The following is a 25369-nucleotide window of genomic DNA, read 5'->3' on the forward strand; positions in this document are numbered from 1 at the left end:
CGTATTCCCCTTGATCCGCCCCACGCTGGGCGCCTTGCGTATCGACAGAATATAGTCGCCGCTCATTGCATGTGTCTCCGTCTCATTTTGTACATTTGACGCATCGGGTCAGCCGCCGTTAGGCTTAACCATGCGCTTTGTCCTGTTGTGCCTGAGCCTGACGCTCACCGCCACCCCCTCTTGGTCGCAAGAGGCATTGGGCCTTGCCGCCCCGGATGAGGTGACAAACTCAGGTCTTTTGCAACATATTCTTCCGCGCTTTTCTCTCAAGACCGGAATACGTGTTGTTGCGGATGAAAGCGGCGTCATGTCACTGGCCCCGAGTTCGCCCGGCGATCCGGTCTTTGCCCGTGACGGGGTGGTCTATCATCTACGAATCGACGACAGCGCCAAGCAGGTAAGGTTTCGTGAATGGCTACTTTCCGACATTGGCAGACGGACGGTTGAAAACTTCATCCCCGACGAGGGCACGCCCTTTAGCGCAAGTTTCGAAACTGCCACTGTTACCAAAGAGGTCGTGGTCGACGGAAACGCGCTGCTTGGCGAAGATCTGTCGATGACCCATTGTGGCCGGTGCCACGTAATTGGCCCAAAGAATCGGATGAACGGGCTGGGTTCGACCCCGTCTTTCGCAGTGCTGCGCGCAATGCCCGACTGGTCGGAACGGTTTCAGGCGTTCTTTGCCCTGAACCCACACCCAGCTTTCACGCAGATCGAGGGCGTCACCGAACCTTTCCCGCCCGAGCGTCCCTCGCCGATCCATCCGGTCGAGATGAGCCTGGATGACCTCGAAGCAATTCTGGCTTTCGTGACCGCCATGCGCGCCGCCGATCTGGGCGCGCCACTGCAACTTCAGTGATCCTTGCGCTTTGAAAGGTAATCATCCGTTGTGACAACCCGTGGTCTGGGGGCGGATTGAAATGGATTGTCAGCGCTATGGAACTGGGCGTTCACCCGGCAATTGTCGCACATCTGGATCATCCGCGCCTGATCCGAGGTCGCGAACATCGGATGTGTGCCCGACAACTTTTCCATGATCCGCTCAACCGTTGATTTAACGCCAAACGCTGCGCCGCATTCGACGCATTCAAAGGGTTCCTCTTCATTCAGCACCTGTTGTGACAGCGCTTGGTCGCTCAGATCAAGCTGGGGCACTAGTGTGATCGCCTGTTCTGGGCAGATCGTTCGGCAAATCCCGCATTGCAGGCAGGCGTCCTGCTGGAAATTCAACTGCGGCTTGTCCGGGTTATCGATCAGCGCCCCCGATGGGCAAAGGGACACGCAACTCAGGCACAATGTACAGGTGTCGGTATTCACTGCAATCGCGCCATAAGGCGCGCCCTCGGGCAAGGCCAGCGGCACCTCGACCTCCGGGTTCAAAGCTTGCCCCGCCAGACGCGCTATTTGACGACGATTACCCAGTGGAAGCACCGGATCAGCCAATGGCTGCGGAACATTCTGCGCATAAAGCAGATCTGCCAGCGCATCCGGGTCGGTTTCATCAATCAGACTCAGCGCGTCGTGCACTGCGATAGCCCGAGCCAGCTCTAATTCACGATCAAGCGCGTCCCGTTCGGTCTTGGGGCTAATCAGGATATCGGCGCGCGCAAAGCCATGCGCCAGCGCTGCGAGCATCTCGGCATGTCCAAAGCCCGAAACCACATTCAGCTCAAGCGGAATGACATCCGCTGGCAGTCCCCGTCCAAACCGGGCCGCCATCCGGATCATCTGCGCCCCATGGGCGTCGTGCACCAGTAATCGCGGTGCAACGCCGCCCGCGCGCCGGAAGGTCCGGGCCAGTATGTGCATCCGCGACAATACCGCCGACACCGGAGGATCTTCATATGTAATGGCAGTCGACGGGCACAACGCCGAACACTCACCGCACCCGGCGCAAATCATCGGATCAATGGCTACATGATCGCCAGCCGGTGTGATCGCACCGGTCGGGCAGACGTCCAGACAGTTTGAACACCCCGTTTGTTCCGCTCGCGAATGGGCGCAAAGCGTCTCATCCAATCGGACATAGAGCGGTTTTTCAAAGGTCCCGACCAGTTGCACCGCTTCAAAAGCAAGACGCGCGACGGCCACCGCATCGCGGGGATCAGCGCGCAAGTACCCCTCGCGCTTTTCGGGGGCATTAACCAAAGGTGTTGCTCCGGTCAGATCAACAACAATGTCGCAACGCGACGTTGCACCGTCACGGGGTGCGCTCCAACCAAATTCTCCGCGTCCGCCGGGATCTAGTTGCTGCACCTGATCCAGATGCCAAACAAATCCGCCCAGCGCGCCGGTCAGTCTGCGTATCCGTGCGCGCGCAACGTCATAGTTGCGGCTTAGCGGTTCTGCATCGTCAACCAAAAGCACAGTCACGGCCAACACAGCGGACAGCTGTTCGGCCAACGGAAAGACAACCTCTCCGGGCCCGACAATACAGCAGGTTCCTTCACTGATGACATCGAAACTTGGGGTCACTGGCTGCGGCAGTAATGCCTCAGCCGCGAGCGCAGCCATTTTGGGGGTTGCATCGGTCCCCTGTTCGGACCAGCCAGCTCGGTCGCGCAGATCGACAAATCCGGGGGCTTCAACACCCAGTTCCTCGGCAAGCTCGCTAAAAACTGCACTTTCCTGAGCGCAAGCAAACACCACCTGCTCATCGCCCGTCATCAACTCGGCGGCAGTTTGAATCTGGCGCGTACAAAGGGCGGTATGCACCTTCGAGCACTCCGTATCGCAGGCCGCAGAAATACCATCTGCGTTCAGGGACTGCGTCCCCTCGCAATCACACAATATGAGCTTGCTGGCCATTTCCCCTCCCGACGCTGCGTTCTGCCCCATCAGCAGCTTAGACCCAATCCGCGCCGAGGCAATGCGAAGCATCAGAGAAAATCCCGATATGTGCATTATTTTTCATCACAAATCGCCATCAAAACCTGAAGTTGGAAATAAACTCTAAGTGAATGTCTCATATTAGGCGAAACTAGACTTGGCAGGTCGCCAATTTATGTAACATAGTACATCAATGGAAGGCAGGGGAGAGCCTTCCGGGGAGGAGCCAGTGGCCAAGGCCGCAAGCCGGACTGAAATGACAATTGGCGTCGTCGTGCGCAGAACACCCGGGGTGACACGCTGGGCGCGTTGGAACTGGCGCGCGGTCGCTGTTTTGCCAGGTGCAGGGCCTGCCGACTGGCAAGAGTTGCGACGTGAAGGTGAGGCCATCGAATACCATGCAGCCACCCTGCCCCTCACCCTCTGGGCCGATGAAACCGAAGCCTACATGGTCAACCTGTCGGACGGTCAACCTTCGCTGTACCTGGTTTTGCGGGATGAGCTGAAAGGCGAAACACCCCTGAATGCCGTATTGATCACCGCCTCACCGTTCGAGGGGCAGGATTATGCGGATACCGGCGAAGAGATCGTTGAGAAGATTCCGATGACCGAAGGGTTGATTGCATGGCTCCGCGATTTCACCCTGCAGCATCATCAGGACGAGGTGTTCATAAAACGTAAACGGGACAAGAAACGCACCGATCTGGTGGAAGACGGCAAGGGCGATGCACGAATCCGGCAGGATTCAGATGTCTACCGGGCTCCGCGTCGGGTGCTGCAATGACCCAGGCCCGCGATTTCTGGTCCCGCCGCAAGGCCGCCGTTCAGGCCGAGACCGAAGCAGAAGCTTTGGCCGCAGAGGAACAGATCATCACAACGCGGCAAGCTGAGCTGGAGGAAAAAAGCGACGCCGAAATTCTGGCCGAGTTTGATCTGCCCGATCCCGATACGCTGGAAGCCGGCGATGATGTCTCGGGCTTCATGGCCAAAGCTGTACCTGACCGTTTGCGCCGCCGCGCCTTGCGGCGCCTATGGCGGTTGAATCCTGTTCTGGCCAATGTCGACGGGCTGGTCGATTACGGCGAGGATTATACCGATGCGGCTTGCGTGATTGAGAACATCCAGACCGCGTATCAGGTTGGCAAGGGTATGTTGGCGCATGTCGAAGCGCTCGCTGCAGAAGCAGAAGTGTCCGAAGCAGAAACAGAAGCTGACATGCCCGAGGCGATCGAGTCAGGTGAAGAACCGATCAACGCCGTCGAACCAGAACCGGAAGCCCCACAGATGGTTGAAATGGAAGAGCCAGAGGAGATCGAACTTCCCCCTGCTCCACGCCGTATGAAATTCGAATTCGAAGGATAACTCTATGACCGCAGACAACGCGCAAACATTGGATATCTCGGCTGAGGATCGTCTGCGTGCGGATTTCTATAATTTTCTTGGCCTGCTATTGGCCGGTCCACCCGATCAGTTACTTTTGGATCAGATGGCCGGGCTAAGCGGTGATGACTCGGATCTAGGTCAGGCCATTCAGGCAATGGCACGGGTGGCCAAGGTGACCAAGCCTGCCGCCGCAGAGCGCGAATTCAACGCACTGTTCATCGGATTGGGCCGAGGCGAACTGCTGCCTTATGCCTCTTTCTACCTGACGGGATTTCTGAACGAAAAACCCCTGGCGCAGCTGCGCAATGACATGGCCGCGCGGGGCATCACCCGGGCGCAGAATGTATATGAACCCGAAGACAACATCGCCTCGCTAATGGAAATGATGGCGGGCATGATCGTCGGTCGGTTCGGCGCGCCCGCCACGCTGGAAGATCAAAAGGCGTTCTGGAGCAAACATATCGGGCCCTGGGCCGCGCATTTCTATTCGGATTTGGAAGGTGCCGAGAACTCGGTTCTCTACGCCTCGGTCGGCACGGCTGGTCGGGTGTTCATGGAGATCGAACGTGAAGCCTTTCGAATGACGGCGGCCTAGCCCGCCACTCGCCGGTGCCATTAGGCACCAAACCGCAATTGGGACAGGAGGAGCCCATGAGCAAGACCAAGGAAGAAGGCGCAACCCGCCGCGACTTCCTGAAACTGGCCGGAACCGCAGCGCCCGCTGCTGTAGCCGCCGCCAGCCTGTCTGGGAAAGCCGAAGCAGCCGAATTGCCGACGGACGAAACCCGGATGCAGGACACCGCGCATACGCGCGCATACCTCGACAGCGCCCGGTTCTGACCCGGACGTAGTCATACCCGACTGACGGTTGCGATTGGCCCTGAAGTCGGTTTCGCGAAGTACCAAGCCAGCCATGGGTTACATGGCCAGCAAGGGAGGAAAGAAATGCTTAGGAAAAAGACCAACGGGGTTGCGAGACGCCCCCAGCGGACAAGTATCCTGTCCCAGGTCGGCGAGAAAACCGTCGATCGCCGCGCATTCTTGCGTGGCTCGGGCCTGACGATCGGCGGCCTTGCCACGATCAGCGCCACGGGTGGAACCGTGACGCCCGCCAGTGCCCAGACAGCGGCAAACACCGCCGTTGAGAATATCAAATCCGTATGCACTCACTGCTCGGTCGGCTGCACGGTCGTTGCCGAGGTACAGAACGGAGTCTGGATCGGGCAAGAACCCGGCTGGGACAGCCCATTCAATCTGGGTGCACACTGCGCCAAAGGGGCCTCGGTCCGCGAGCACGCCCATGGCGAGCGCCGCCTGAAATACCCGATGAAAAAGGAAGGTGGCGAGTGGAAGCGCATCAGCTGGGAAGAGGCGATCAACGAGATCGGCGATGGCATGATGAGCATCCGCGAAGAATCCGGGCCGGACAGCGTGTACTGGCTGGGGTCTGCGAAGCACAATAACGAACAGGCCTATCTGTTCCGCAAGTTCGCCGCCTATTGGGGCACGAACAACGTGGACCATCAGGCCCGTATCTGCCACTCGACCACTGTCGCGGGTGTTGCGAATACATGGGGCTACGGCGCCATGACCAATTCGTACAACGACATGCACAACAGCCGGGCCATCTTCATTATCGGTGGTAACCCGGCCGAGGCGCACCCCGTCTCGCTGCTGCATATCCTGCGTGCGAAAGAGCAGAACAATGCGCCTTTAATCGTCTGCGACCCGCGCTTTACGCGCACCGCGGCCCATGCGGATGAATATGTCCGCTTCCGCCCCGGCACAGACGTTGCGCTGATCTGGGGTATCCTGTGGCACATCTTCGACAACGGCTGGGAGGACAAAGAGTTCATCCGCACCCGTGTCTGGGGCATGGACCAGATCCGCGAAGAGGTTGCCAAGTGGAACCCGGATGAGGTTGAACGTGTCACCGGCACGCCCGGCTCGCAGCTGCGCCGCGTCGCACGGACCATGGTGAACAACCGCCCCGGTACCGTTGTATGGTGCATGGGTGGTACGCAGCACACCAACGGCAACAACAACACTCGCGCCTACTGCGTGCTTCAGCTTGCGCTTGGCAACATGGGCACCTCAGGTGGTGGCACCAACATCTTCCGCGGCCATGACAACGTGCAAGGCGCGACAGACCTTGGTGTTCTGTCCCATACCCTGCCCGGCTACTATGGCTTGTCAAAAGGCGCATGGGGTCACTGGGCCCGTGTCTGGGGTGAAGAGCCCGAGTGGCTTGCAGGCCAGTTCGCCACGATCAAGGATAAGGAAGGCAAGGATAAACCGCTGCAGAATGAGCGCGGCATCCCGGTTTCCCGCTGGATCGACGGTGTTCTCGAAGACCCAGCTAACATGGATCAGGACAACAACGTCCGCGCCATGGTTCTGTGGGGCCACGCGCCCAACTCGCAGACCCGGATGACGGAAATGAAGACGGCGATGGAGAAGCTGGACATGCTGGTCGTGATCGACCCGTATCCCACCGTCTCGGCCGTGCTGCATGACCGCACCGATGGCGTCTATCTGCTGCCCGCCTGTACGCAGTTCGAAACCCGTGGCTCGGTCACGGCCTCGAACCGATCGCTGCAGTGGCGGGACCGCGTGGTCGAACCTCTGTTCGAAAGCCTGCCGGACGAGGTCATCATGGCCAAGTTCGCCAACAAGTTCGGCTGGGCGGATCGGTTCTTCCGCAATATCGAGATGGAAGATCCCGAAACCCCGAATGTTGAAAGCATCACGCGTGAGTTCAACAGCGGCCTTTGGACAATTGGCTATACCGGTCAGTCGCCGGAACGTCTGAAAAGCCATATGGCCAACCAGCACACGTTCGACAGAACCACACTGCAAGCCATTGGTGGCCCCAACGACGGCGAGTATTACGGTCTGCCCTGGCCCTGCTGGGGAACGGCTGAGATGGGTCATACGGGGACACCAAACCTGTATGATATGTCCAAACCGGTGGCCGAAGGCGGCCTGACCTTCCGCGCCCGTTTCGGCGTGGAACGGGATGGTGACAACCTGCTGGCCGAAGGGGTCTATAGTGTTGGGTCGGAAATTCAGGATGGTTATCCGGAATTCACGATGCAGATGCTGATGGACCTTGGCTGGGACGGTGACCTGACGGCTGAGGAACGTGCGGCCATCGACGCCGTTGCGGGACCAGAGACCAACTGGAAAACCGACCTTAGCGGCGGTATCCAGCGGGTCGCGATTGCCCATGGCTGTGCGCCCTTCGGGAACGCAAAGGCACGCGCGGTCGTATGGACCTTCCCGGATCCGATCCCACTGCACCGCGAGCCACTCTATACAAACCGGCGCGATCTGGTGGAGGACTATCCAACCTACGATGACCGTCAGGCCTATCGTCTACCTACCCTTTATGCGTCGATCCAAAAGAACGACTTTTCAAAGGATTACCCGATAATCCTCACGTCTGGTCGTCTGGTCGAGTATGAGGGTGGCGGCGATGAGACGCGGTCGAACCCGTGGCTGGCTGAGCTCCAGCAAGACATGTTCGTCGAGATCAATCCGCGCGATGCCAACAACCTTGGTATTCGGGACGGATCACAGGTCTGGGTCGAAGGTCCTGAGGGCGGCAAGGTCAAGGTGATGGCGATGCTGACTAACAGAGTCGGCGCCGGTGTCGCCTTCATGCCCTTCCACTTTGGCGGCCATTTCCAGGGCGAAGACCAGCGGCACAAGTATCCTGCCGGTGCAGACCCCTATGTGCTGGGTGAAAGTACCAACACCGCCCAGACCTATGGCTATGATTCAGTGACCCAGATGCAAGAGACCAAAGCGACTCTCTGCAAAATCTGGTCAGCGTAAGGAGGACGATAATGGCTAGAGCAAAGTTTCTCTGCGACGCTGAACGCTGCATCGAGTGTAACGCCTGCGTAACCGCGTGTAAGAACGAGCACGAGGTGCCGTGGGGCATCAACCGCCGCAGGGTGGTGACGATCAATGACGGCAATCCGGGTGAACGCTCGATCTCGGTGGCCTGTATGCATTGTTCGGATGCGCCCTGCATGGCGGTGTGCCCGGTCGACTGCTTCTATCAGAACGAAGAAGGGGTCGTCCTGCACTCCAAGGACCTGTGCATTGGCTGCGGCTATTGCTTCTATGCGTGCCCCTTCGGCGCGCCGCAATACCCGCAGGCGGGCAACTTCGGATCGCGAGGCAAGATGGACAAATGTACCTTCTGTGCTGGCGGCCCCGAGGAAACGCACTCGACCGCAGAGTTCGCCAAATACGGTCGCAACCGGATCGCAGAGGGCAAATTGCCCATCTGCGCCGAGATGTGTTCTACCAAGGCCCTGCTCGCCGGCGATGGCGACGTGGTCTCGGCTATTTACCGTGAGCGTGTCGTCGCGCGCGGATTTGGTTCGGGCGCTTGGGGTTGGGGCACGGCCTACGATCAGAAAGACGGCTGACCCCGTCTACTAAAGCAAAACGGATGACCCGCAGATGTGGGTCATCCTGCATTGGATTTTTATTGAGGTTCCGATGTTGCGCTTATTCATCGCTTTCCTGCTTTCGCTAACGCTGACCCAAGTTGCGGGCGCTCAAACCAGTGAGGGGGCCGCCCCTGCGGATTCGACCGACCGGTCTACAACCGGCGGCGCGACCACGCTTGAGGACATTCTGGCCCGCCAGCGTGGCGAGAAGGTCGACAACAGCTACAGGTCTGAAAACACCGGTCAGGGCAATGTTGAAGGCCTGCTGGGACAGTTCGGCACCCATGGTGTTGCCTCTGACAGTGACGTCTACCGCGCGCTGCGTTACGGATCTGCGGACGTCACCGTTTCATCCCAGGGACCTGCGGACAGCGTGCTGATTCAAGACGGCGGCATGTGGTGGTTGAACTTCCGAACTGGCCCGTTGCGTGAATATGGAACCTACATTCTGGGCGGAATGCTTGCGATCATTGTGCTTTTCTTTCTGATCCGAGGAAAAATCCGCATCGACGGAGAAAAAACCGGCCGCACGGTCCTTCGTTTCAATAGTTTCGAACGTTTCGGTCACTGGCTCTTTGCCGGGTCGTTCCTTGTGCTCGGCATCACAGGCCTGCTGACCCTTTATGGCCGCGATTTCTTGATCCCGGTCTTTGGCAAAGAAGGGTTCGCCACTATCGCGCAAGGGTGCAAGTGGCTTCACAACAACCTCGCATGGGCCTTCATGTTGGGTCTGATAATCATCACCATAAACTGGATTGCCCATAACATCCCCAACAAGACCGACCTGAAATGGTTGGCCGCCGGAGGGGGCTTGTTCACCAAAGACAGCCATCCACCAGCCAAGAAATTCAATGCGGGTCAAAAGATAATCTTCTGGGCTTGCATTCTACTGGGTGTCTCTATCAGCCTGTCAGGCCTGTCGCTGCTATTCCCGTTCGAGCTGCCGATGTTCGCCAAAACCTTCTCAATCGCCAATTCGACAGGTATTCCGCAGGCGTTGGGTCTGAACCTGCCAGTGCAGATGTCACCGCAGGAAGAGATGCAATATGCCCAAGTTTGGCATGTCATGGTCGCCTACGTGTTCATCGCCATCATCATCGCCCATATCTACCTTGGCTCGGTGGGCATGGAGGGTGCGTTTGACGCCATGGGCACCGGTGAAGTCGAAGAACAATGGGCACGCGAGCACCACTCGCTGTGGCTGGAAGAGGTGCAAGAAAAAGAGGCCGGCAAGGCATCGGCCTCACCTGCAGAATAGATGCGCTGGCTCGCTCTTGCGCTTGTTTTGACCCCCCTGCCCGCCTGGTCCGAGTTTTTCACGCTCAAAGGCCATGGCGGGCCGATCATGGGGATCGCTTCGGCACCGGATGGGCGCATCGCAACGGCCAGTTTCGACAATTCGGTCGGTCTCTGGACCGGACAGACACCGGAATGGCTGGAGGGGCACGAAGCGGCAGTGAACTCGGTCGTTTTCAATGGCACTGCAATCTATTCTGCCGGGGATGACTTCACCCTCCGCCGCTGGCCCGGCGGGGATGTAGTCGGGCAGCACAAAGGCAAGATTATCGGCATTGCAGCGTCGAAAACTCATATCGCGACGGCCAGCTGGGATGGTACCATCGGCCTGTGGCCGGTGGACGGGTCCGAGCCGACCCTGCTTGGGCCAATCGGCAGCGGGGTGAATGCAGTTGTTTTTACGCCGGACGGAAAGCAGCTTTATTCGGCAGGTGTCGACGGAGCGTTGCGTATCTGGGATGTCGCCAGCGGTCAGGAAACAAATCGCCTGATCGAGCATGGTTTTGGCATCAATGAATTGGTCCTGAACGCACAAGACAACTGGATCGCCTACGGTACCGTCGATGGAGTGACACGCATCCTGATCCTCGCCACCGAAGAAGAACATGACTTTACGTTGGATCGGCGCCCGATCCTCGCCATGGCACTGAGCCCCGATCGCAAGCTGTTGGCTGTCGGCGATGGTGAAGGCTTTATAATGGTCATCGACACTTTCGAATGGCGCATTGCACAAGATTTCCGTGCCACCCTGCGCGGTCCGGTTTGGGCGCTCGCTTTTTCTGCAGATGGTCAAAATCTTCACGCAGGCGGCATTGATGAGGCAATGTACAGCTGGCCCGTTTCAGCGCTGGGCGATAGCGAACAGATGGCCGCTGCCGAACCCAGCTTTCTGAAAGACCCAAGCGAGATGGGCAACGGAGAACGGCAATTTGCACGCAAGTGTTCGATCTGTCACAGCCTGACGCCGGATGGGGGTCGACGTGCGGGTCCTACCTTGCACGACATCTTCGGGCGGAAAGCGGGCACATTGCCCGGTTATTTGTACTCGGATACGCTGCAAGACTCTGATATCATTTGGAGTGAAGAGACCATAAATGCCCTTTTCGACGAAGGCCCGGACCACTACATTCCTGGGTCAAAGATGCCGATGCAGCGGATCACGCAAGCACAGGACCGGATAGACCTGGTCGCGTTTCTGCGCAGCGCCACCGCACCGCAGGATTGAGCCGGAGGAGAACATGAAAGCCTTTCTGACCGCCGTCGCCGCGATGGTCGTGATCACTGTCGCCGCTCCTTACACGCTGGATCAATTCGGTTTCAGCGCCGCCGACAAGACGTCCGGTTCGGCTGTACGCCTCGACTGAATGCCGCAATACCTGACCACCCGCGAATTGGCGGATCTGCTGCGCATTGGTGAGCGGAAGGCCTATGATCTGGCATCCTCGGGCGAAATCCCGTGTGTACGCGCCATGGGCAAGCTGTTGTTCCCAAAAGCCGAGATCATAGCGTGGCTCAACGCCTCACGCTCTGGCCCCGATGTCGTCGAACCACCCCTGCCGCCGATCGTGGCAGGTAGCCACGATCCCCTGTTGGACTGGGCTTTGCGGGAAAGCGGCTCTGGGCTTGCGACTTACTATGATGGGTCTTTCGACGGGCTGAATCGTCTTGCGGAGCGCAGCGCACAGGCGGCGGCCTTGCATATCCACGAACCAGAAGGCTTCAACACTCAGACCCTGCGCGACACGATGGGCGAAGCACCTGTGATCCTCTACCAGATTGCCAACCGGCAGCGCGGCCTGTTGCTGGCACCCGGCACTTCGGACATCTCGGGGTTTCAGGATCTGAAAGGCAGACGGATCATTCTGCGGCAAGACAGCGCCGCCAGCCAGCGTCTGTTCGATGCACTGCTCGACGCCCACGGTCTGGGTCGTGATGATCTGAACACCCTGCCCGTTTGCGCCCGCACAGAAGAAGAGCTGGCCACCGCCCTGCGTGACGGCAAGGCAGAGGTTGGTTTTGGCCTTGGTGCACTGGCGCGCCCGTATGGGCTGAATTTCATGCCCACCCATTCCGAGCGTCTGGACCTTGCAATCTGGCGCCGCGCCTTCTTCGAGGCCCCCATGCAGACGCTGACCCGGTTTTTGAAATCCGAGCGTTTTACCGAACGCGCTGATGAACTAGGCGGCTATGACCTCGCAAATCTGGGTCGGATCCACCACAACGGCGCCAGTGGCTGATCCGTCGTCCATTCCTTGTTGCGCTAACCCAAGGCGAACTTACTGTGCGTTCGGAAAAAACAACTGCTCACCATCCAGCGTGTAAGACGCAATCGCCGCCTGTCCATCAGGGCCGATAAGCCAGTCGATAAACCTTTGCCCGGCAGCGGCGCGAACGCCGGAGTGCTTTTCAGGGTTCACGAGGATTACACCATATTGGTTAAACAGGCGCGGATCGCCCTCGACCAAGACCTCCAGATTGCCCCGGTTTCCGAAAGACAACCAAGTCGCTCGGTCGGTCAGAGCATACGCGTCCATGCCGCTGGCCACGTTCAGCGTTGCCCCCATCCCCGATCCGGTCTCGCGATACCAAGTCCCCGAGGCCTCCGTCGGGTCAACGCCGGTCGCCTCCCAATAGCGCATCTCGGCTTTGTGAGTGCCGCTATCATCACCGCGCGAGGCAAACGGCAGTTTCGCTTCGGCCAAAGCGGTCAAAGCGGTTACAATGTCGTTGCCACCGGCAATTTCGGCTGGATCAGATTTCGGGCCAACCAATACAAAATCATTGTACATGACATCGAACCGTTCGACGCCCCAACCGTCTGCTACAAACTGCTCTTCAGCGGGCTTGGAATGAACCAGAAGAACATCGCCATCCCCGTTGATTGCGTTCCTGATTGCCTGACCGGTCCCGACGGCTACAACGCGTACATCGATACCTGTTTCAGCCTCAAACCCTGGCAGGATATAGTCCAGCAGACCCGAGTTCTGCGTCGAGGTCGTGGATTGCACGACGATAAAGGGTTCTTCCGCCAAACCTGCGCCTGTGGTCAGTCCAAGCGCAACAATTGAAGCCCGAACAAAATCAGGGATCATTCGAAGTCTCCATCTCTGTTAATCAGGTTACCAGACCGCCAGCCAGATACCGGCGCGACTCGTTGCTTTTTGGGGTTTCCAGCACCTGCTGTGCCCCCCCATGTTCAACCACATGCCCTGCCTGCATCATCACGATGTCAGATGCCAGGCGCCGCGCTTGTCCGATGTCATGCGTCACCATCACGATTCGCACACCCCGGGCCGAGGCACGCAGGACCATCCGCTCGATCATCTGCATGGCGCTTGGATCTAAAGCGCTGGTAGGCTCGTCCAGAAACAAGGTCCTGGGGTCCAAGGCCAGCGCGCGCAGGATCGCCAACCTTTGCGCCTCGCCACCAGACAGCGAACGCGCGGATTGACGTGCCTTGCCATCCAGCCCACCTTCGGCCAGCAAAGCTTCGATACGATGCCTGCGCAAGGCACGGGGCATCGATTTCCGCTTTAGCACAAAGTCCAGATTGGCCGCGACCGAGCGGCGCAGCAACACGGGGCTTTGAAACACCATCGCCTGCCGCGATTTGTGGGCTGCATTCAACACAACACCGTCCTGACAGACACGCCCGCTGTCGGGTTGAATCAGACCATGCAGACAACGCAGCAACAGACTTTTGCCAGCGCCGTTTGGACCCAAGATCATGGTCGGACCCGCGCCATCCAGGCACAAATGCGGGACATCGAGCAGCACCTTGCCTTCGCGTGCAATGTGCAACCCTTGGACCTCTAACATGCCTGGCACCTCGGTCACGACATCACGCATGGCGCAGCCCTTCCCGCTCGGCCCGCAGGGTCAATGCGCTGACCATCGCGTTTACCGCCACGGCCAAACCGATCAGGATCACACCCAAGGCCAGCGCCAGCGCCAAGTTCCCCTTCGAAGTCTCAAGCGCAATCGTGGTCGTCATCACGCGCGTCACGTGATTGATATTGCCGCCGACGATGATCACTGCGCCTACCTCGGCGATTGCCCGGCCAAACCCGGCCAGTAATGCGGTGACCAGAGCCAGACGCGCGTCCCACAACAGCACCGGGATCGAAGCCAACCGCGATACGCCGAGCGAGCGAAGCTGTTCAGAATACTCTTCGGCCAGCATCTCGACTACCTGCCGGGTAAGTGCGGCCATGATCGGCGTCACCAGCACCACCTGCGCTATGACCATTGCGGTGGGAGTGTAGAGAAGTTCCAGCACCCCCAGAGGACCGGATCGGGATAACATCAGGTAGACCAGCAAACCGACGACAACTGGTGGGAACCCCATCAGAGCGTTCACAAGGATAATCAGCGCCCGCCGTCCCGGAAACCGCGCGACGGCCAAAGCTGCCCCAATAGGCATCCCGATGACCGCCGAAATCAGAACAGCAAAGATCGAAACACGCAGCGACAACAACACAATTGCCCACAGCTCTGCATCCCCTCCGAGGATCAGCGAGAGCGCTTGGGTGAATTCTGATGCAAATCCCTGCATATTCTACCATTCATGCCGCATGCTGTGACAAAATGCCATAAATTACAGGGAAATACTAAAGGTTCTGGCCAGCAAGTACAGGCACAAATTCGACATTCAAAACTAAGAACGCGGCCCCGTCAGGGCCGCGTTTGATTGGCGCGTCTTTTGCTGTAGCTGGTTCAGTTCAGCGCAGCGTCGGTGATCTGATGTGTCCATGCCCCTTCAGGCTTTTTGGTGATAACCGGATCAGATCCGCCCGCCAGCAGGGTATCAACCGTGCGGTCGAAATCGGCTGGATCCAGCGCCCCGTTCGACCCTGCGGTCAGCTTGGCAATCTCGCCCATCATGCGCTTTTGATGCTCCTCGGTCTGGGCACCGGTCGCATCGTTTTCGAGAACGATCTCAGCGGCTTCATCCGGGTTCTCTTCGGCGTATTTCCAACCCTTCATCGAGGCACGGACAAACCGTTCCATCTTGTCGGTGAAGGCCGCATCGCTCAAATTTTCTTCAAGCACATATAGACCATCCTCAAGCGTGGCGACGCCCTGATCTTCGTATTTGAAGGTTACCAGTTCTTCGGGCGTGACACCGGCATCAATGACCTGCCAATACTCATTGTAGGTCATGGTGCTAATGCAATCGGCCTGACGCTGCAGCAGCGGGTCGACGTTAAAGCCTTGTTTCAGCACTTCGACACCGCTGTCGCTTTTGCCATCGGTACCGATTCCCAGCTGACTCATCCAGCTCATGAACGGGAATTCGTTGCCGAAGAACCAGACTCCCAGCGTGCGATTTTTGAGATCTTCAGGCGAAGCAATCCCCGCATCTTTCCAGCAGGTCAGCATCATGCCCGAGCTCTTGAAAGGCTGCGCGATGTTCACCAGAGGCAGACCCTTTTCGCGCGCGGCAAGTGCAGCCGGCATCCATTCCACCGTAACGTCTGCTCCACCACCTGCGATCACCTGTGTGGGCGCAATATCAGGACCACCGGGCAGAATGGTGACGTCCAGCCCCTCTTCTTCGTAGAACCCTTTGTCTTTTGCCACATAATAGCCCGCAAACTGCGCTTGCGTGACCCACTTCAATTGTAGTGTCACCTCATCCGCAGCAAGTGTCGCACTGGCTGCCAGGCTAAAGGCCGCAACCGCCCCACTGAGTAGCTTCTTCATCTTCATATCTCCTAGTTGCTTATGTTTGCCCCGTTTATGGGGTCTGTTGAGTTATTCCTTTATCCTCGCTGCGACGGATGCCAGAAGGTCACCGCCTTTTCGATCATCGCCACTACGCCATAGAAGGCCGTCCCCGCCAGCGCGGCCACTACAATCTCGGCCCACACCATATCAAGCGACAATTGCCCGACGCTGGTCGATATCCGAAAGCCCATGCCCAATGTGGGGGAGCCAAAGAACTCAGCCACGATAGCGCCGATCAGCGCCAGAGTGGTAGAAATCTTGAGCCCGTTGAAAATAAACGGCATCGCGGCGGGGAGGCGAAGTTTCAGGAAGCTCTGCCAATAGGTGGCGGCATAGGTCTCCATCAGATCGCGCTGCATCGTTGTGGCTTCGCGCAGCCCTGCCACCGTGTTCACCAGCATCGGGAAGAACACCATCACTACGACGACCGCCGCCTTGGAATGCCAGTCGAACCCGAACCACATCACTAATATGGGTGCGGTGCCCACGATAGGCAGCGCTGCAACAAAGTTGCCGACGGGAAGAAGCCCGAGGCGCAGGAAATCCCATCTATCCACGGCAATTGCCATGAGAAAGGCCGAACCGCAGCCGATGATGTAGCCGCTGAGTGCTCCCTTGATGATCGTTTGAACAAAGTCAGCCCAAAGTGTTGGCAAACTATCCCAGAAACGGTCCCAGATGACTGATGGCGCGGGCAGAATGACCAAGGGCACTTCTAGTCCACGCACCACCAGTTCCCAGATGCCAATCACGGTCAGACCGAAGATCAGGGGCGCAAGAAACCGCACCATCCGCGTGTCAGAATAGGGTCCGCTGGCCAGACGGCTGTTCAACCACCAACCCAATAACCAGACAGCGATTGCACCAACAATAGGTATCATTGTGCCATCCCCATTCGTTTCAGGACGGTCCGCTCGATCAGCCCCAGCAACCCGACGAGACAGGCGGCGAGAATGGCCGCAGCAAACAGCGCCGACCAGATCTGTACCGTCTGGCCATAGTAGCTACCGGCCAGCAGCCGTGCACCCAACCCGGCAACAGCCCCGGTCGGCAGTTCTCCAACAATGGCCCCGACCAGCGAAGCAGCGACGCCAATTTTCAGCGATGTAAACAGATAGGGCATCGAGGCCGGCAGCCGCAGTTTCCAAAACCCCTGCGAACGGCTGGCATTGTAGGTTCGCAGCAAATCCAACTGCATAGCATCCGGGCTGCGCAGCCCTTTTACCATGCCTACGACGACGGGGAAGAAACTCAGATACGCCGAAATGATCGCCTTAGGAATGATCCCCTGAACCCCAACAGAATACAGAACAACGATAATCATCGGAGCCAGCGCAATGATAGGAATGGTCTGGCTGACGATCGCCCAGGGCATCACCGACAGATCCATCACCCGACTGTGCACGATCCCGACCGCCAGCAGGATGCCCAACCCGGTTCCGATAGCAAAACCCAGCATCGTAGCGCTCAGCGTGACCCAGCCATGATAAATCAGAGAGCGTTTCGAGGTGATTTTTTTCTCAATCGTGGTTTCCCACAGCTCAATCCCAACTTGATGCGGTGCAGGCAGCCGCGGGCGGTCCTGCTCCCATGTAGCTGGGATTGCAAACGCGTTGTTCAAGGCCAGACCGATCTCCCCCATGTCCCGGCGATCCTTGGCTGAAGGTGGTTGGACTTCAGCACCCGCGCGCTCCTGTTCAGTCAGAACCCCTTTGATATTCATAGGAATACAGGCCGCGTACCAGACAACGACAATGGCGGCGATCACGGTGAGGACTGCAATGATCTGCTTCATGCGTGCCACTCCATCCGAATGACAGGCACCGTGTCAGGTGGCACCGGAGGCTCTCTTCCCGTCTCAACAAAGCCCTCGCGCCGATAAAACCGTTGCGCGTCGACATTTGGCACATGTGTGGTCAGCCAAAGATGGTCGCGCCCCTCCTTCGCCTTATCCAGCAATTGCTTGCCGATGCCCTGCCCAGTGCGCAAACAATACAGCGCACCAACCTTATGTTCGACCGGATCGACAGACATATAGCAATCAATCGGATCACCTGCGATCCAGATGTCCCTGTTCGGAAACGCCTCAAGAATCAGATCCGCCAGCTTTTCTTCTGGCAATTCCTCGGGTATCCAATCGGTCTGGGCGGCCCAGGTCGCGATGATGCGCGCGCAATCCCCCACATCTTCGCGGGATGCCCGTCTGATGCCTTTATCCGCCATCACACATCATCCCCATGACCCGCTCGCAATCCTTCTCGCACGCGGTGGGCGACTTCGATAAACTCGGGCGTATCACGGATATCCAAAGGCCGCTCTTTCGGCAGAGGGCTATCGATCACATCCGTGATCCGGCCGGGCCGAGGGCTCATTACCACGATTTTGGTGCTGAGATACACCGCTTCGGGGATCGAATGTGTCACGAAACCGATGGTCTTCTCGGTGCGCGCCCATAATGCCAGAAGCTGTTCGTTCAGATGGTCGCGCACGATCTCATCGAGCGCACCGAACGGCTCGTCCATCAGCAGAATATCCGCATCAAATGCCAAGGCCCGCGCGATACTGGCCCGCTGTTGCATCCCGCCCGAGAGCTGCCAGGGGAACTTACCGCCAAATCCATCAAGATCAACAAGTTCCAGAACCTTTCTAACGCGTTCCTCCTGCTCGGAGGAGGAATAGCCCATGATCTCAAGCGGCAGCTTGATGTTCTTTGCAATGGTCCGCCACGGGTAGAGCCCGGCCGCCTGAAACACATACCCATAAGCGCGCTTTCGCCGTGCTTCGTCAGGCGTCATGCCATTCACGGTCAGGGTGCCGCCGGTCGGTGTTTCCAGCGCTGCGATACAGCGCAGGAACGTCGTCTTGCCGCAGCCCGAGGGGCCGATAAAACTAACGAACTCCCCCTTGCCAATCGACAAGTTCACATCTTTCAGCGCATGAATAGGCCCATCATTCGTCTGAAATGTAAGATCCAGCTGCCTTGCCTCAATAACGGGCTGAGTAGTATTTTCTGTATTCATTCGATTGCCTTGAAGAAGCTCAGACCCGGGTCGCCAGAAAGGCGACCCAAGGGGTTTATACACCCGTTGCCGGTATACCTGTCCGCTCAACAGGCCGGGGCGCTGTCAACTCTTTCCAGGTGCTCAGCGCCTTGTTCACATGGGTATTGGCCTCACGTGCCACGAACTTCCCGTGCCCTTCCTGAGTCTGAATCTCGCCATCATGTACAGCCACCGCACCGCGGGTCAGCGTGAACCGAGGCAGCCCTCGCACCTCTTTGCCCTCGAAGACGTTGTAGTCGATCGACGACTGCTGCGTATCAGCCGAGATCACCTTGGCCTTATCCGGATCCCAAACCACCAGATCAGCATCCGCTCCCACGAGAACCGCACCTTTTTTCGGATAACAATTCAATATCTTGGCGATGTTAGTTGAAGTAACAGCCACGAACTCATTCGGCGTCAATCGCCCGGTATTCACCCCATGCGTCCAAAGCATCGGCATCCGATCCTCCAGCCCTCCGGTCCCGTTCGGGATTTTGGTGAAATCACCCACGCCATATCGTTTCTGCTCGGTCGTAAAGGCGCAATGGTCCGTGGCCACGACGCTCAGAGTTCCCGATTGCAAACCGTTCCACAAGCTGTCCTGATGCTGCTTATTCCGGAACGGAGGGCTCATGACTCGCCGTGCCGCATGCTCCCAATCGTGATGGAAATACTCGCTTTCATCCAATGTTAGGTGTTGGATCAAAGGCTCGCCCCAAACCCGTTTGCCCTGCATCTTGGCGCGTCGAATAGCCTCATGCGCCTCCTCACAGGAAGTATGCACCACATAGAGCGGTACGCCCGCCATATCCGCGATCATGATCGCGCGGTTGGTTGCCTCACCTTCCACCTGTGGCGGGCGGGAATAGGCATGCGCCTCTGGCCCGGTATTACCTTCTGCCAATAGCTTCGCACTCAGTTCTGCAACCACATCGCCATTCTCGGCATGAACCATCGCGGTGCCACCCAACTCGGCCAGACGCTTGAACGAAGCAAACAGCTCATCGTCGTTCACCATCAGCGCGCCTTTATAGGCCATGAAATGCTTGAACGTATTGATGCCACGCGTCTCGATGACGGTTTTGATGTCGTCAAACACCTGCTCGCCCCACCAGGTCACCGCCATATGGAACGAATAATCACAGTTCGCGCGCGTAGACTTGTTGTCCCAACGCTTCAGGGCGTCCAACAGGCTTTCGCCCGGATTAGGCAACGCGAAATCCACAACCATCGTGGTCCCGCCTGCCAGCGCTGCGCGTGTTCCGCTTTCGAAATCATCGCTGGAATAGGTTCCCATAAACGGCATTTCCAGATGCGTGTGCGGGTCGATCCCTCCGGGCATGACATAACAGCCCGATGCATCAAGTTCCTTATCACCTCGCTGGTCCGGCCCAATCTCAGTAATCACACCACCTTCGACCTTTACATCCGCCTTATAGGTCAGATCAGCGGTCACAACGGTTCCGTTCTTGATTACAGTGCTCATGTTAAACTCCCTGATGCGGTCTGCGCCGCTTGCTTCATCTGGCTAAAAATATCCCGGGGGAGCCGCCCATCGGGCGACGGGGGCAGAGCCCCCTATTCCACGATCCCAGCCGTCTCAACGACCGCATGCAACAGAACATCCGCCCCAGCTGCAGCCCAATCCTTGCTGATCTCCTCAGCTTCATTATGGCTCAACCCATCAACGCATGGGCACATCACCATCGCTGTTGGCGCCACCCGGTTGATCCAGCAGGCATCATGTCCGGCGCCCGAGATGATATCCGTATGCGAATACCCCAACCGCTCAGCCGCATCGCGCACCGCCGCCACGCAACCCTCATCAAACTTCACCGGATCAAAACCGCCCACCTTCTCGAATTCGATCTGCAGCCCCATCTCTTCGACGATGTCATCAGCTGCGACCCGCAGACGGTTCTCCATATCAGTGATCACGTCCAACTCGGGCGAGCGAAAATCGACCGTGAACACTGCCTTTCCAGGGATCACATTGCGTGAGTTCGGATAGACATCGATATGCCCCGCCGCACCCACGGCATGAGGTGCATGCGACCATGCAATCTCGTCCACTTTCTCAAGAATACGCGCCATCGCCAGCCCGGCATTCTTGCGCATCGGCATCGGTGTAGACCCAGTATGCGCATCCTTGCCGGTCACGGTAACCTGGGTCCAGCTCAAACCCTGACCATGGGTTACAACGCCAATATCCTTACCCTCAGCTTCCAGAATCGGGCCCTGTTCAATGTGCAACTCAAAGAAAGCGTGCATCTTGCGCGCGCCAACCTCTTCATCGCCGCGCCAACCGATGCGGTTCAGTTCATCCCCGAACTTCTTTCCTTCGGCATCCTCACGTGCATAAGCCCAGTCCTGAGTGTGCATTCCGGCAAACACCCCCGAAGACAACATCGCCGGGGCATATCGCGTTCCTTCTTCGTTGGTCCAATTGGTGGCCACAATAGGGTGCTTGGTCTTGATGCCCAGGTCATTCAGCGTGCGAATGATCTCCAGCCCACCAAGCACGCCAAGAACGCCATCATACTTGCCACCTGTGGGCTGCGTATCCAAATGCGACCCTACATAAACCGGCAGAGCCTCGGGGTCCGCTCCCTCTCGTCGGGCAAACATATTGCCCATCTGGTCCAGCCCCATCGAGCAACCGGCATCCTCGCACCATTTCTGAAACAGCGCGCGCCCGTCGGCGTCCTCGTCCGTTAGCGTCTGACGGTTGTTCCCACCCGCGACGCCTGGGCCGATCTTGGCCATCTCCATCAGGCTGTCCCATAACCTGTCGCCATTGATCCTGAGATTCTGCGCCGGAGCTGCCATCTTGTTCTTCCCTGTTGCTTGCGATTTGGCTCGCTTTTGGTGTCTTGATTTGACCATCTGGTCAAACTCACGCTATCACGGGTTCGACATCAGTCAAGAAATTGCAGTGGCCTGCCGGAATTTTCGACATAATTGACACCCAACTGGCCGAAAAAAGGACAACAGGTGAACATGCCCAAAGACCGCGCCCCAACCCGGATTCAGCAAAAGAACCGAGCAGCGATTCTCGAGGCGGCCCTGAATGTGTTCTCAGCCCACGGTTTTCGCGGCGCAACCGTCGACCAAATTGCAGCTGAGGCGGGGCTGAGCAAGCCCAACCTGCTCTATTATTTTCCATCGAAAGAAGCGATCCATACAGCCCTGTTGTCGGGTCTGCTTGAAGTCTGGCTCGCTCCCCTGCACGCGTTGAATGAGGATGGCGACCCGCTGGAAGAAATACTGTCTTATATCCAACGCAAGCTTGAGATGAGCCGCGATCTGCCGCGCGAGAGCCGCCTCTTTGCCAATGAGCTTGTTCAGGGCGCGCCGCGCATTCATGTAGCTTTGTCCAGCGATCTAAAAAAACTGGTCGATGAAAAAACCACGATTCTGACAAGCTGGATGGCTCAGGGCAAAATTGCACGAGTCCATCCCTATCATCTGATTTTCTCGATCTGGGCACTGACACAGCATTATGCGGATTTCGATGTTCAAGTCCGGGCAATTCTTGGGGAAGAAGACCCATTCGAAGGCGCAGTTCCGTTCGTGGAAACGCTCTATCGAAAACTGCTTACACCTTAAGAGACACTTAACCCTATTGAGAAAAGCTCGGAGCATGATGACGTATCGCTCAGATCCCGAGCCTTGGATCACCCAGCTTTTCTCGTCCCGATCTGCTCGAACGGGAGCTGTTGTGCGACGCTTAGTTGCTTGGGTCGAACGGGAGGTTGGTCACGCGGCTTTTCAGGCAGAAGTGAAACGGCGCGGATACCATTTGATCCGCACCGCCAATCAATATGTCATCATCTGCCACAACGGACCCATCGACATTCTGTTCTGAGTAAATTCGTCGAATTTTCTACGCCAAGATTTTTCGACGAAAAATCTCTGACTACTCCGCCGCTTTCGCCATGGGGTTGTTGGGGTGTGTCGTCCAATTGGCATATTCAGGATCAACGACCTTGCCTGTGCGCGGATCAACCGCTCCGGCGGCCATCGGCTCCATGGAAATACACCCCTCTACAGGGCACACATCCACGCAAAGATTGCAGGCCACGCATTCCTCGTCGATAACCTCGAACACCCGATCCGCCGACATCGAAATCGCCTGATGGCTGGTGTCTTCACAGGCTGCAAAACAGCGACCGCATTTGATGCACTGATCCTGATCGATCTTCGCTTTGGCGATGTAGTTGAGGTTCAGATATTGCCAATCCGTCACATTGGGCACTGCGCGTCCGATCACTTCGTCGATATTGGCATAGCCTTTCTCATCCATCCATTCCGACAGGCCAGCCGTCAATTCATCGATGATTTTGAACCCATAGGTCATCGCTGCAGTGCAGACCTGAACATTGCCGCAACCCAGCGAGATAAACTCTGCTGCATCGCGCCAAGTGGTGACGCCACCGATGCCTGAGATCGGTAGCCCATGCGTGGCTTTGGCCCGCGCAATCTCGGACACCATCGACAACGCGATTGGTTTCACCGCCGGTCCGCAGTAGCCACCATGGCTGCCTTTACCGTCAATCGAGGGTTCGGGGCTGAACGTGTCCAGATTGACACTGGTGATCGAGTTGATCGTATTGATCAGCGATACCGCATCCGCGCCCCCATTCTTCGCCGCCGCCGCAGGTTTGCGGATATCCGTAATGTTCGGCGTTAGCTTCACGATAACTGGGCGGTCGTAATACTGTTTGCACCAACGGGTCACCATTTCGATGTATTCCGGCACCTGCCCGACGGCAGACCCCATACCCCGTTCACTCATCCCGTGCGGACAGCCAAAATTCAGCTCGATCCCGTCCGCACCGGTTTCAGCCACACGCGGCAGAATGGCCTTCCAAGCAGCCTCTTCACAGGGCACCATGATCGAGGCGATCAGGGCGCGATCTGGATAATCCGCCTTTACGCGGGCCATTTCCTCAAGGTTCACCTCAAGCGGTCGATCTGTGATCAGTTCGATGTTGTTGAGTCCCAACAACCGGCGGTCCGCGCCATAAATCGCGCCATAGCGTGGGCCGTTCACATTCACGACCGGAGGCCCCTCGGCCCCCAAGGTCTTCCACACTACGCCGCCCCATCCGGCCTCGAAGGCGCGGCGAACATTGTACTCCTTATCCGTCGGTGGCGCGGAGGCCAGCCAATACGGGTTCGGGCTTGATATTCCAAGAAAGTTTGATGTTAAATCAGCCATTTATCCGGCCTCCCTGATGCAGTTCTGCATCTTTGTCTTTGAGTTTCACGCGCTCAGAGCAGCGTGGATATCCATCGCGGCATCGCGACCTTCGGCTACGGCGGTCACGGTCAGGTCTTCGCCTCCTGCCGCACAGTCTCCGCCAGCCCACACACCGGCCATTGAAGTGCGTCCCGCCCCGGTCACGGCAATCTTATTGCCATCCAGCGTTAGGCCTTCCGGCGCACCGTCAAGCGTCTGACCGATGGCCTTAAGAACCTGATCGGCCGGCACACGGACAGTTTCACCCGTTCCGGTCAGTCGACCATCATGGCTCGCAGTATACTCCAATTCGATCTCTGCTGCGGCACCATTTCCGTGAATGGCCACCGGCTGAACATTGCAGAGAATCCGAACACCATGCGACGCCGCCAAATCCTGTTCGTACCGGCTGGCACCCATCGCGTCGCGACCTCGGCGATAGGCGATGGTGACGTGCTCAGCGCCTAGCAGTTTCGATTTCACTGCCGCATCTACGGCAGTCATACCACCGCCAATCACAACGACATTGCGACCCACAGGTAGATCAACCAGATCGCTGGCCTGTCGCACATCCGAGATAAAGTCGACCGCCGGGCGCACCCCGTCTTTATCGACCCCATCAGCCCGCAGTGCGTTCACCCCCGCAAGTCCGATTGACAGGAAAACAGCGTCATAGTTCTCCTGCAACCCTTCCAGAGAAATCGTCTCTCCCAGAATCGAACCGGTCTCGATCGCGATCCCGCCTATTTTAAGCAGCCAATCGACCTCGGCCTGTGCAAAATCATTGGTAGATTTATACGCCGCAATCCCGTATTCGTTCAGACCGCCTGGCTTGGGCTTGCCTTCGTGGATCACCACATCATGCCCCAGCATCGCCAGACGATGCGCACAGGCCAGACCGGCGGGCCCTGCCCCGACCACAGCGATTGTCTTGCCGGTTGACGTGGCGCGCTCGAACGGATGAACGCCCGAAGCCATCACATCGTCGGTTGCATAACGCTGCAGGCGTCCGATCTCGACCGGCTTGCCTTCTGCCGTCTCACGCACGCAAGCCTCTTCACACAAAGTTTCGGTCGGACAAACCCGGGCACACATGCCGCCCAGAATGTTCTGCTCCAGAATGGTTTGCCCTGCCGCCTGCGGTTGCCCGGCCTGAATCTGGCGAATGAACAACGGAATATCGATATCCGTAGGACAGGCCGTCACACATGGCGCGTCATAGCAGAAATAGCATCGATCGGCGGCCACAGCGGCCTCGTGCGGGGCCAGTGGCGGATGCAGATCGGTGAAATTCGAGGTCAGCTCATCGCTGGAAAGCCGCCCGGAGACGATCCCGGGTGCCATCTGGCCCTGTGCCATCACTCTACTCCCTG

The 25369-nt window shown here is 57.8% G+C and carries 26 protein-coding genes; 13 read left to right on the top strand and 13 right to left on the bottom strand.

What is annotated here, in order from left to right; translation table 11 throughout:
- Window positions 1–130: 130 nt before the first annotated feature.
- Window positions 131–859 (top strand): cytochrome c family protein, encoded by a 729-nt coding sequence (locus ACR0A1_RS06510; RefSeq protein ID WP_170405173.1) that lies wholly within the window; start codon window positions 131–133, stop codon window positions 857–859.
- Here ACR0A1_RS06510 and ACR0A1_RS06515 read toward each other — a convergent pair.
- Entirely contained in the window at window positions 853–2808 is a 1956-nt protein-coding gene (locus ACR0A1_RS06515; protein WP_480866879.1) for a 4Fe-4S binding protein, read from the bottom strand. The genes ACR0A1_RS06510 and ACR0A1_RS06515 overlap by 7 nt on opposite strands.
- 250 nt (window positions 2809–3058) lie before the next feature.
- On the opposite strand from ACR0A1_RS06515, the gene ACR0A1_RS06520 reads away from it, so the two are divergent.
- The 10 genes from ACR0A1_RS06520 (at window position 3059) to ACR0A1_RS06565 (ending at window position 12214) form a co-directional block, all read left to right on the top strand.
- Window positions 3059–3613: a DUF3305 domain-containing protein gene (locus ACR0A1_RS06520; protein WP_170510438.1), complete on the top strand. Its 555-nt coding sequence runs from the start codon at window positions 3059–3061 to the stop codon at window positions 3611–3613.
- Window positions 3610–4191, top strand: coding sequence for a DUF3306 domain-containing protein (locus tag ACR0A1_RS06525; protein WP_480866700.1), 582 nt, complete (start codon window positions 3610–3612; stop codon window positions 4189–4191). Before ACR0A1_RS06520 ends, ACR0A1_RS06525 begins: the two co-directional genes overlap by 4 nt.
- Before the next feature lie 4 nt (window positions 4192–4195).
- Window positions 4196–4807 (top strand): TorD/DmsD family molecular chaperone, encoded by a 612-nt coding sequence (locus tag ACR0A1_RS06530; protein WP_480866702.1) that lies wholly within the window; start codon window positions 4196–4198, stop codon window positions 4805–4807.
- Window positions 4808–4863: 56 nt separating this feature from the next.
- The gene (locus ACR0A1_RS06535) at window positions 4864–5052 is read left to right on the top strand and encodes a ubiquinol-cytochrome c reductase iron-sulfur subunit N-terminal domain-containing protein (protein ID WP_170393361.1); all 189 of its coding nucleotides are present in this window, start codon (window positions 4864–4866) and stop codon (window positions 5050–5052) included.
- A 105-nt stretch (window positions 5053–5157) separates the two neighbouring features.
- A complete protein-coding gene (locus tag ACR0A1_RS06540) occupies window positions 5158–8052 on the top strand; it encodes a formate dehydrogenase subunit alpha (RefSeq protein WP_480866704.1) in 2895 nt (964 codons plus the stop codon).
- A gap of 11 nt (window positions 8053–8063) precedes the next feature.
- Window positions 8064–8657 carry a formate dehydrogenase FDH3 subunit beta gene (gene fdh3B / locus ACR0A1_RS06545; protein ID WP_037307340.1) on the top strand — a complete coding sequence of 198 codons (594 nt, stop codon included), beginning with the start codon at window positions 8064–8066 and terminating at the stop codon, window positions 8655–8657.
- 73 nt (window positions 8658–8730) lie between these two features.
- Window positions 8731–9939 (top strand): formate dehydrogenase subunit gamma, encoded by a 1209-nt coding sequence (locus ACR0A1_RS06550; protein ID WP_170405163.1) that lies wholly within the window; start codon window positions 8731–8733, stop codon window positions 9937–9939.
- Window positions 9940–11202 (top strand): c-type cytochrome, encoded by a 1263-nt coding sequence (locus ACR0A1_RS06555; RefSeq protein WP_480866707.1) that lies wholly within the window; start codon window positions 9940–9942, stop codon window positions 11200–11202.
- A gap of 13 nt (window positions 11203–11215) precedes the next feature.
- Complete coding sequence (locus ACR0A1_RS06560) at window positions 11216–11341, top strand: hypothetical protein (protein WP_255612119.1); 126 nt, start codon at window positions 11216–11218, stop codon at window positions 11339–11341.
- Window positions 11342–12214 (top strand): helix-turn-helix transcriptional regulator, encoded by an 873-nt coding sequence (locus ACR0A1_RS06565; RefSeq protein ID WP_170801139.1) that lies wholly within the window; start codon window positions 11342–11344, stop codon window positions 12212–12214. It begins immediately after the preceding gene.
- A 39-nt stretch (window positions 12215–12253) separates the two neighbouring features.
- On the opposite strand, the gene ACR0A1_RS06570 is transcribed toward ACR0A1_RS06565, so the two are convergent.
- The 10 genes from ACR0A1_RS06570 to ACR0A1_RS06615 all read right to left on the bottom strand — a co-directional run bounded on the left by ACR0A1_RS06570 (window position 12254) and on the right by ACR0A1_RS06615 (window position 21580).
- On the bottom strand, window positions 12254–13069 hold the full coding sequence (locus tag ACR0A1_RS06570; RefSeq protein WP_170393366.1) for a substrate-binding domain-containing protein: 816 nt from the start codon (window positions 13067–13069) through the stop codon (window positions 12254–12256).
- Between the two features lie 22 nt (window positions 13070–13091).
- Entirely contained in the window at window positions 13092–13826 is a 735-nt protein-coding gene (locus ACR0A1_RS06575) for an ATP-binding cassette domain-containing protein (protein ID WP_480866709.1), read from the bottom strand.
- Window positions 13819–14532, bottom strand: a complete 714-nt coding sequence (locus ACR0A1_RS06580) for an ABC transporter permease (protein WP_480866711.1) — start codon at window positions 14530–14532, stop codon at window positions 13819–13821. The genes ACR0A1_RS06575 and ACR0A1_RS06580 overlap by 8 nt, the downstream gene beginning before the upstream one ends.
- A 161-nt stretch (window positions 14533–14693) precedes the next feature.
- On the bottom strand, window positions 14694–15683 hold the full coding sequence (locus ACR0A1_RS06585) for an ABC transporter substrate-binding protein (protein ID WP_170393369.1): 990 nt from the start codon (window positions 15681–15683) through the stop codon (window positions 14694–14696).
- 59 nt (window positions 15684–15742) lie between these two features.
- Window positions 15743–16588, bottom strand: coding sequence for an ABC transporter permease (locus tag ACR0A1_RS06590; RefSeq protein WP_170393370.1), 846 nt, complete (start codon window positions 16586–16588; stop codon window positions 15743–15745).
- Window positions 16585–17502, bottom strand: coding sequence for an ABC transporter permease (locus ACR0A1_RS06595; protein WP_170405143.1), 918 nt, complete (start codon window positions 17500–17502; stop codon window positions 16585–16587). Before ACR0A1_RS06595 ends, ACR0A1_RS06590 begins: the two co-directional genes overlap by 4 nt.
- The gene (locus tag ACR0A1_RS06600; RefSeq protein ID WP_170393374.1) at window positions 17499–17930 is read right to left on the bottom strand and encodes a GNAT family N-acetyltransferase; all 432 of its coding nucleotides are present in this window, start codon (window positions 17928–17930) and stop codon (window positions 17499–17501) included. Before ACR0A1_RS06600 ends, ACR0A1_RS06595 begins: the two co-directional genes overlap by 4 nt.
- A complete protein-coding gene (locus tag ACR0A1_RS06605; protein WP_170393376.1) occupies window positions 17930–18727 on the bottom strand; it encodes an ABC transporter ATP-binding protein in 798 nt (265 codons plus the stop codon). Before ACR0A1_RS06605 ends, ACR0A1_RS06600 begins: the two co-directional genes overlap by 1 nt.
- 55 nt (window positions 18728–18782) lie before the next feature.
- Window positions 18783–20237, bottom strand: coding sequence for a dihydropyrimidinase (hydA, locus tag ACR0A1_RS06610; protein WP_480866714.1), 1455 nt, complete (start codon window positions 20235–20237; stop codon window positions 18783–18785).
- A gap of 92 nt (window positions 20238–20329) precedes the next feature.
- Window positions 20330–21580, bottom strand: a complete 1251-nt coding sequence (locus ACR0A1_RS06615) for a Zn-dependent hydrolase (RefSeq protein ID WP_480866716.1) — start codon at window positions 21578–21580, stop codon at window positions 20330–20332.
- Window positions 21581–21751: 171 nt separating this feature from the next.
- On the opposite strand from ACR0A1_RS06615, the gene ACR0A1_RS06620 reads away from it, so the two are divergent.
- On the top strand, window positions 21752–22360 hold the full coding sequence (locus ACR0A1_RS06620; protein ID WP_170817649.1) for a TetR family transcriptional regulator C-terminal domain-containing protein: 609 nt from the start codon (window positions 21752–21754) through the stop codon (window positions 22358–22360).
- A 112-nt stretch (window positions 22361–22472) separates the two neighbouring features.
- Window positions 22473–22619 (top strand): hypothetical protein, encoded by a 147-nt coding sequence (locus ACR0A1_RS06625; protein WP_480503159.1) that lies wholly within the window; start codon window positions 22473–22475, stop codon window positions 22617–22619.
- A gap of 51 nt (window positions 22620–22670) precedes the next feature.
- Here ACR0A1_RS06625 and preA read toward each other — a convergent pair whose 3' ends face one another.
- Window positions 22671–23975 (bottom strand): NAD-dependent dihydropyrimidine dehydrogenase subunit PreA, encoded by a 1305-nt coding sequence (gene preA / locus ACR0A1_RS06630; RefSeq protein WP_170626034.1) that lies wholly within the window; start codon window positions 23973–23975, stop codon window positions 22671–22673.
- Between the two features lie 45 nt (window positions 23976–24020).
- Window positions 24021–25355, bottom strand: a complete 1335-nt coding sequence (locus tag ACR0A1_RS06635) for an NAD(P)-dependent oxidoreductase (RefSeq protein ID WP_170421155.1) — start codon at window positions 25353–25355, stop codon at window positions 24021–24023.
- Window positions 25356–25369 lie beyond the last annotated feature (14 nt).

This window comes from Ruegeria sp. D6 (assembly GCF_056534365.1).

What these genes read in the sequence shown, in the direction of transcription:
- ACR0A1_RS06590 (WP_170393370.1), bottom strand. Translation starts at nt 16,588, where the DNA reads ATGATACCTATTGTTGGTGCAATCGCTGTCTGGTTATTGGGTTGGTGG.
- ACR0A1_RS06600 (WP_170393374.1), bottom strand. Translation starts at nt 17,930, where the DNA reads ATGGCGGATAAAGGCATCAGACGGGCATCCCGCGAAGATGTGGGGGAT.
- hydA (WP_480866714.1), bottom strand. Translation starts at nt 20,237, where the DNA reads ATGAGCACTGTAATCAAGAACGGAACCGTTGTGACCGCTGATCTGACC.
- ACR0A1_RS06525 (WP_480866700.1), top strand. Translation starts at nt 3,610, where the DNA reads ATGACCCAGGCCCGCGATTTCTGGTCCCGCCGCAAGGCCGCCGTTCAG.
- fdh3B (WP_037307340.1), top strand. Translation starts at nt 8,064, where the DNA reads ATGGCTAGAGCAAAGTTTCTCTGCGACGCTGAACGCTGCATCGAGTGT.
- ACR0A1_RS06515 (WP_480866879.1), bottom strand. Translation starts at nt 2,808, where the DNA reads ATGGCCAGCAAGCTCATATTGTGTGATTGCGAGGGGACGCAGTCCCTG.
- ACR0A1_RS06565 (WP_170801139.1), top strand. Translation starts at nt 11,342, where the DNA reads ATGCCGCAATACCTGACCACCCGCGAATTGGCGGATCTGCTGCGCATT.
- preA (WP_170626034.1), bottom strand. Translation starts at nt 23,975, where the DNA reads ATGGCTGATTTAACATCAAACTTTCTTGGAATATCAAGCCCGAACCCG.
- ACR0A1_RS06605 (WP_170393376.1), bottom strand. Translation starts at nt 18,727, where the DNA reads ATGAATACAGAAAATACTACTCAGCCCGTTATTGAGGCAAGGCAGCTG.
- ACR0A1_RS06535 (WP_170393361.1), top strand. Translation starts at nt 4,864, where the DNA reads ATGAGCAAGACCAAGGAAGAAGGCGCAACCCGCCGCGACTTCCTGAAA.
- ACR0A1_RS06550 (WP_170405163.1), top strand. Translation starts at nt 8,731, where the DNA reads ATGTTGCGCTTATTCATCGCTTTCCTGCTTTCGCTAACGCTGACCCAA.
- ACR0A1_RS06560 (WP_255612119.1), top strand. Translation starts at nt 11,216, where the DNA reads ATGAAAGCCTTTCTGACCGCCGTCGCCGCGATGGTCGTGATCACTGTC.
- ACR0A1_RS06635 (WP_170421155.1), bottom strand. Translation starts at nt 25,355, where the DNA reads ATGGCACAGGGCCAGATGGCACCCGGGATCGTCTCCGGGCGGCTTTCC.
- ACR0A1_RS06615 (WP_480866716.1), bottom strand. Translation starts at nt 21,580, where the DNA reads ATGGCAGCTCCGGCGCAGAATCTCAGGATCAATGGCGACAGGTTATGG.
- ACR0A1_RS06595 (WP_170405143.1), bottom strand. Translation starts at nt 17,502, where the DNA reads ATGAAGCAGATCATTGCAGTCCTCACCGTGATCGCCGCCATTGTCGTT.
- ACR0A1_RS06570 (WP_170393366.1), bottom strand. Translation starts at nt 13,069, where the DNA reads ATGATCCCTGATTTTGTTCGGGCTTCAATTGTTGCGCTTGGACTGACC.
- ACR0A1_RS06555 (WP_480866707.1), top strand. Translation starts at nt 9,940, where the DNA reads ATGCGCTGGCTCGCTCTTGCGCTTGTTTTGACCCCCCTGCCCGCCTGG.
- ACR0A1_RS06530 (WP_480866702.1), top strand. Translation starts at nt 4,196, where the DNA reads ATGACCGCAGACAACGCGCAAACATTGGATATCTCGGCTGAGGATCGT.
- ACR0A1_RS06510 (WP_170405173.1), top strand. Translation starts at nt 131, where the DNA reads ATGCGCTTTGTCCTGTTGTGCCTGAGCCTGACGCTCACCGCCACCCCC.
- ACR0A1_RS06620 (WP_170817649.1), top strand. Translation starts at nt 21,752, where the DNA reads ATGCCCAAAGACCGCGCCCCAACCCGGATTCAGCAAAAGAACCGAGCA.
- ACR0A1_RS06540 (WP_480866704.1), top strand. Translation starts at nt 5,158, where the DNA reads ATGCTTAGGAAAAAGACCAACGGGGTTGCGAGACGCCCCCAGCGGACA.
- ACR0A1_RS06575 (WP_480866709.1), bottom strand. Translation starts at nt 13,826, where the DNA reads ATGCGTGATGTCGTGACCGAGGTGCCAGGCATGTTAGAGGTCCAAGGG.
- ACR0A1_RS06580 (WP_480866711.1), bottom strand. Translation starts at nt 14,532, where the DNA reads ATGCAGGGATTTGCATCAGAATTCACCCAAGCGCTCTCGCTGATCCTC.
- ACR0A1_RS06585 (WP_170393369.1), bottom strand. Translation starts at nt 15,683, where the DNA reads ATGAAGAAGCTACTCAGTGGGGCGGTTGCGGCCTTTAGCCTGGCAGCC.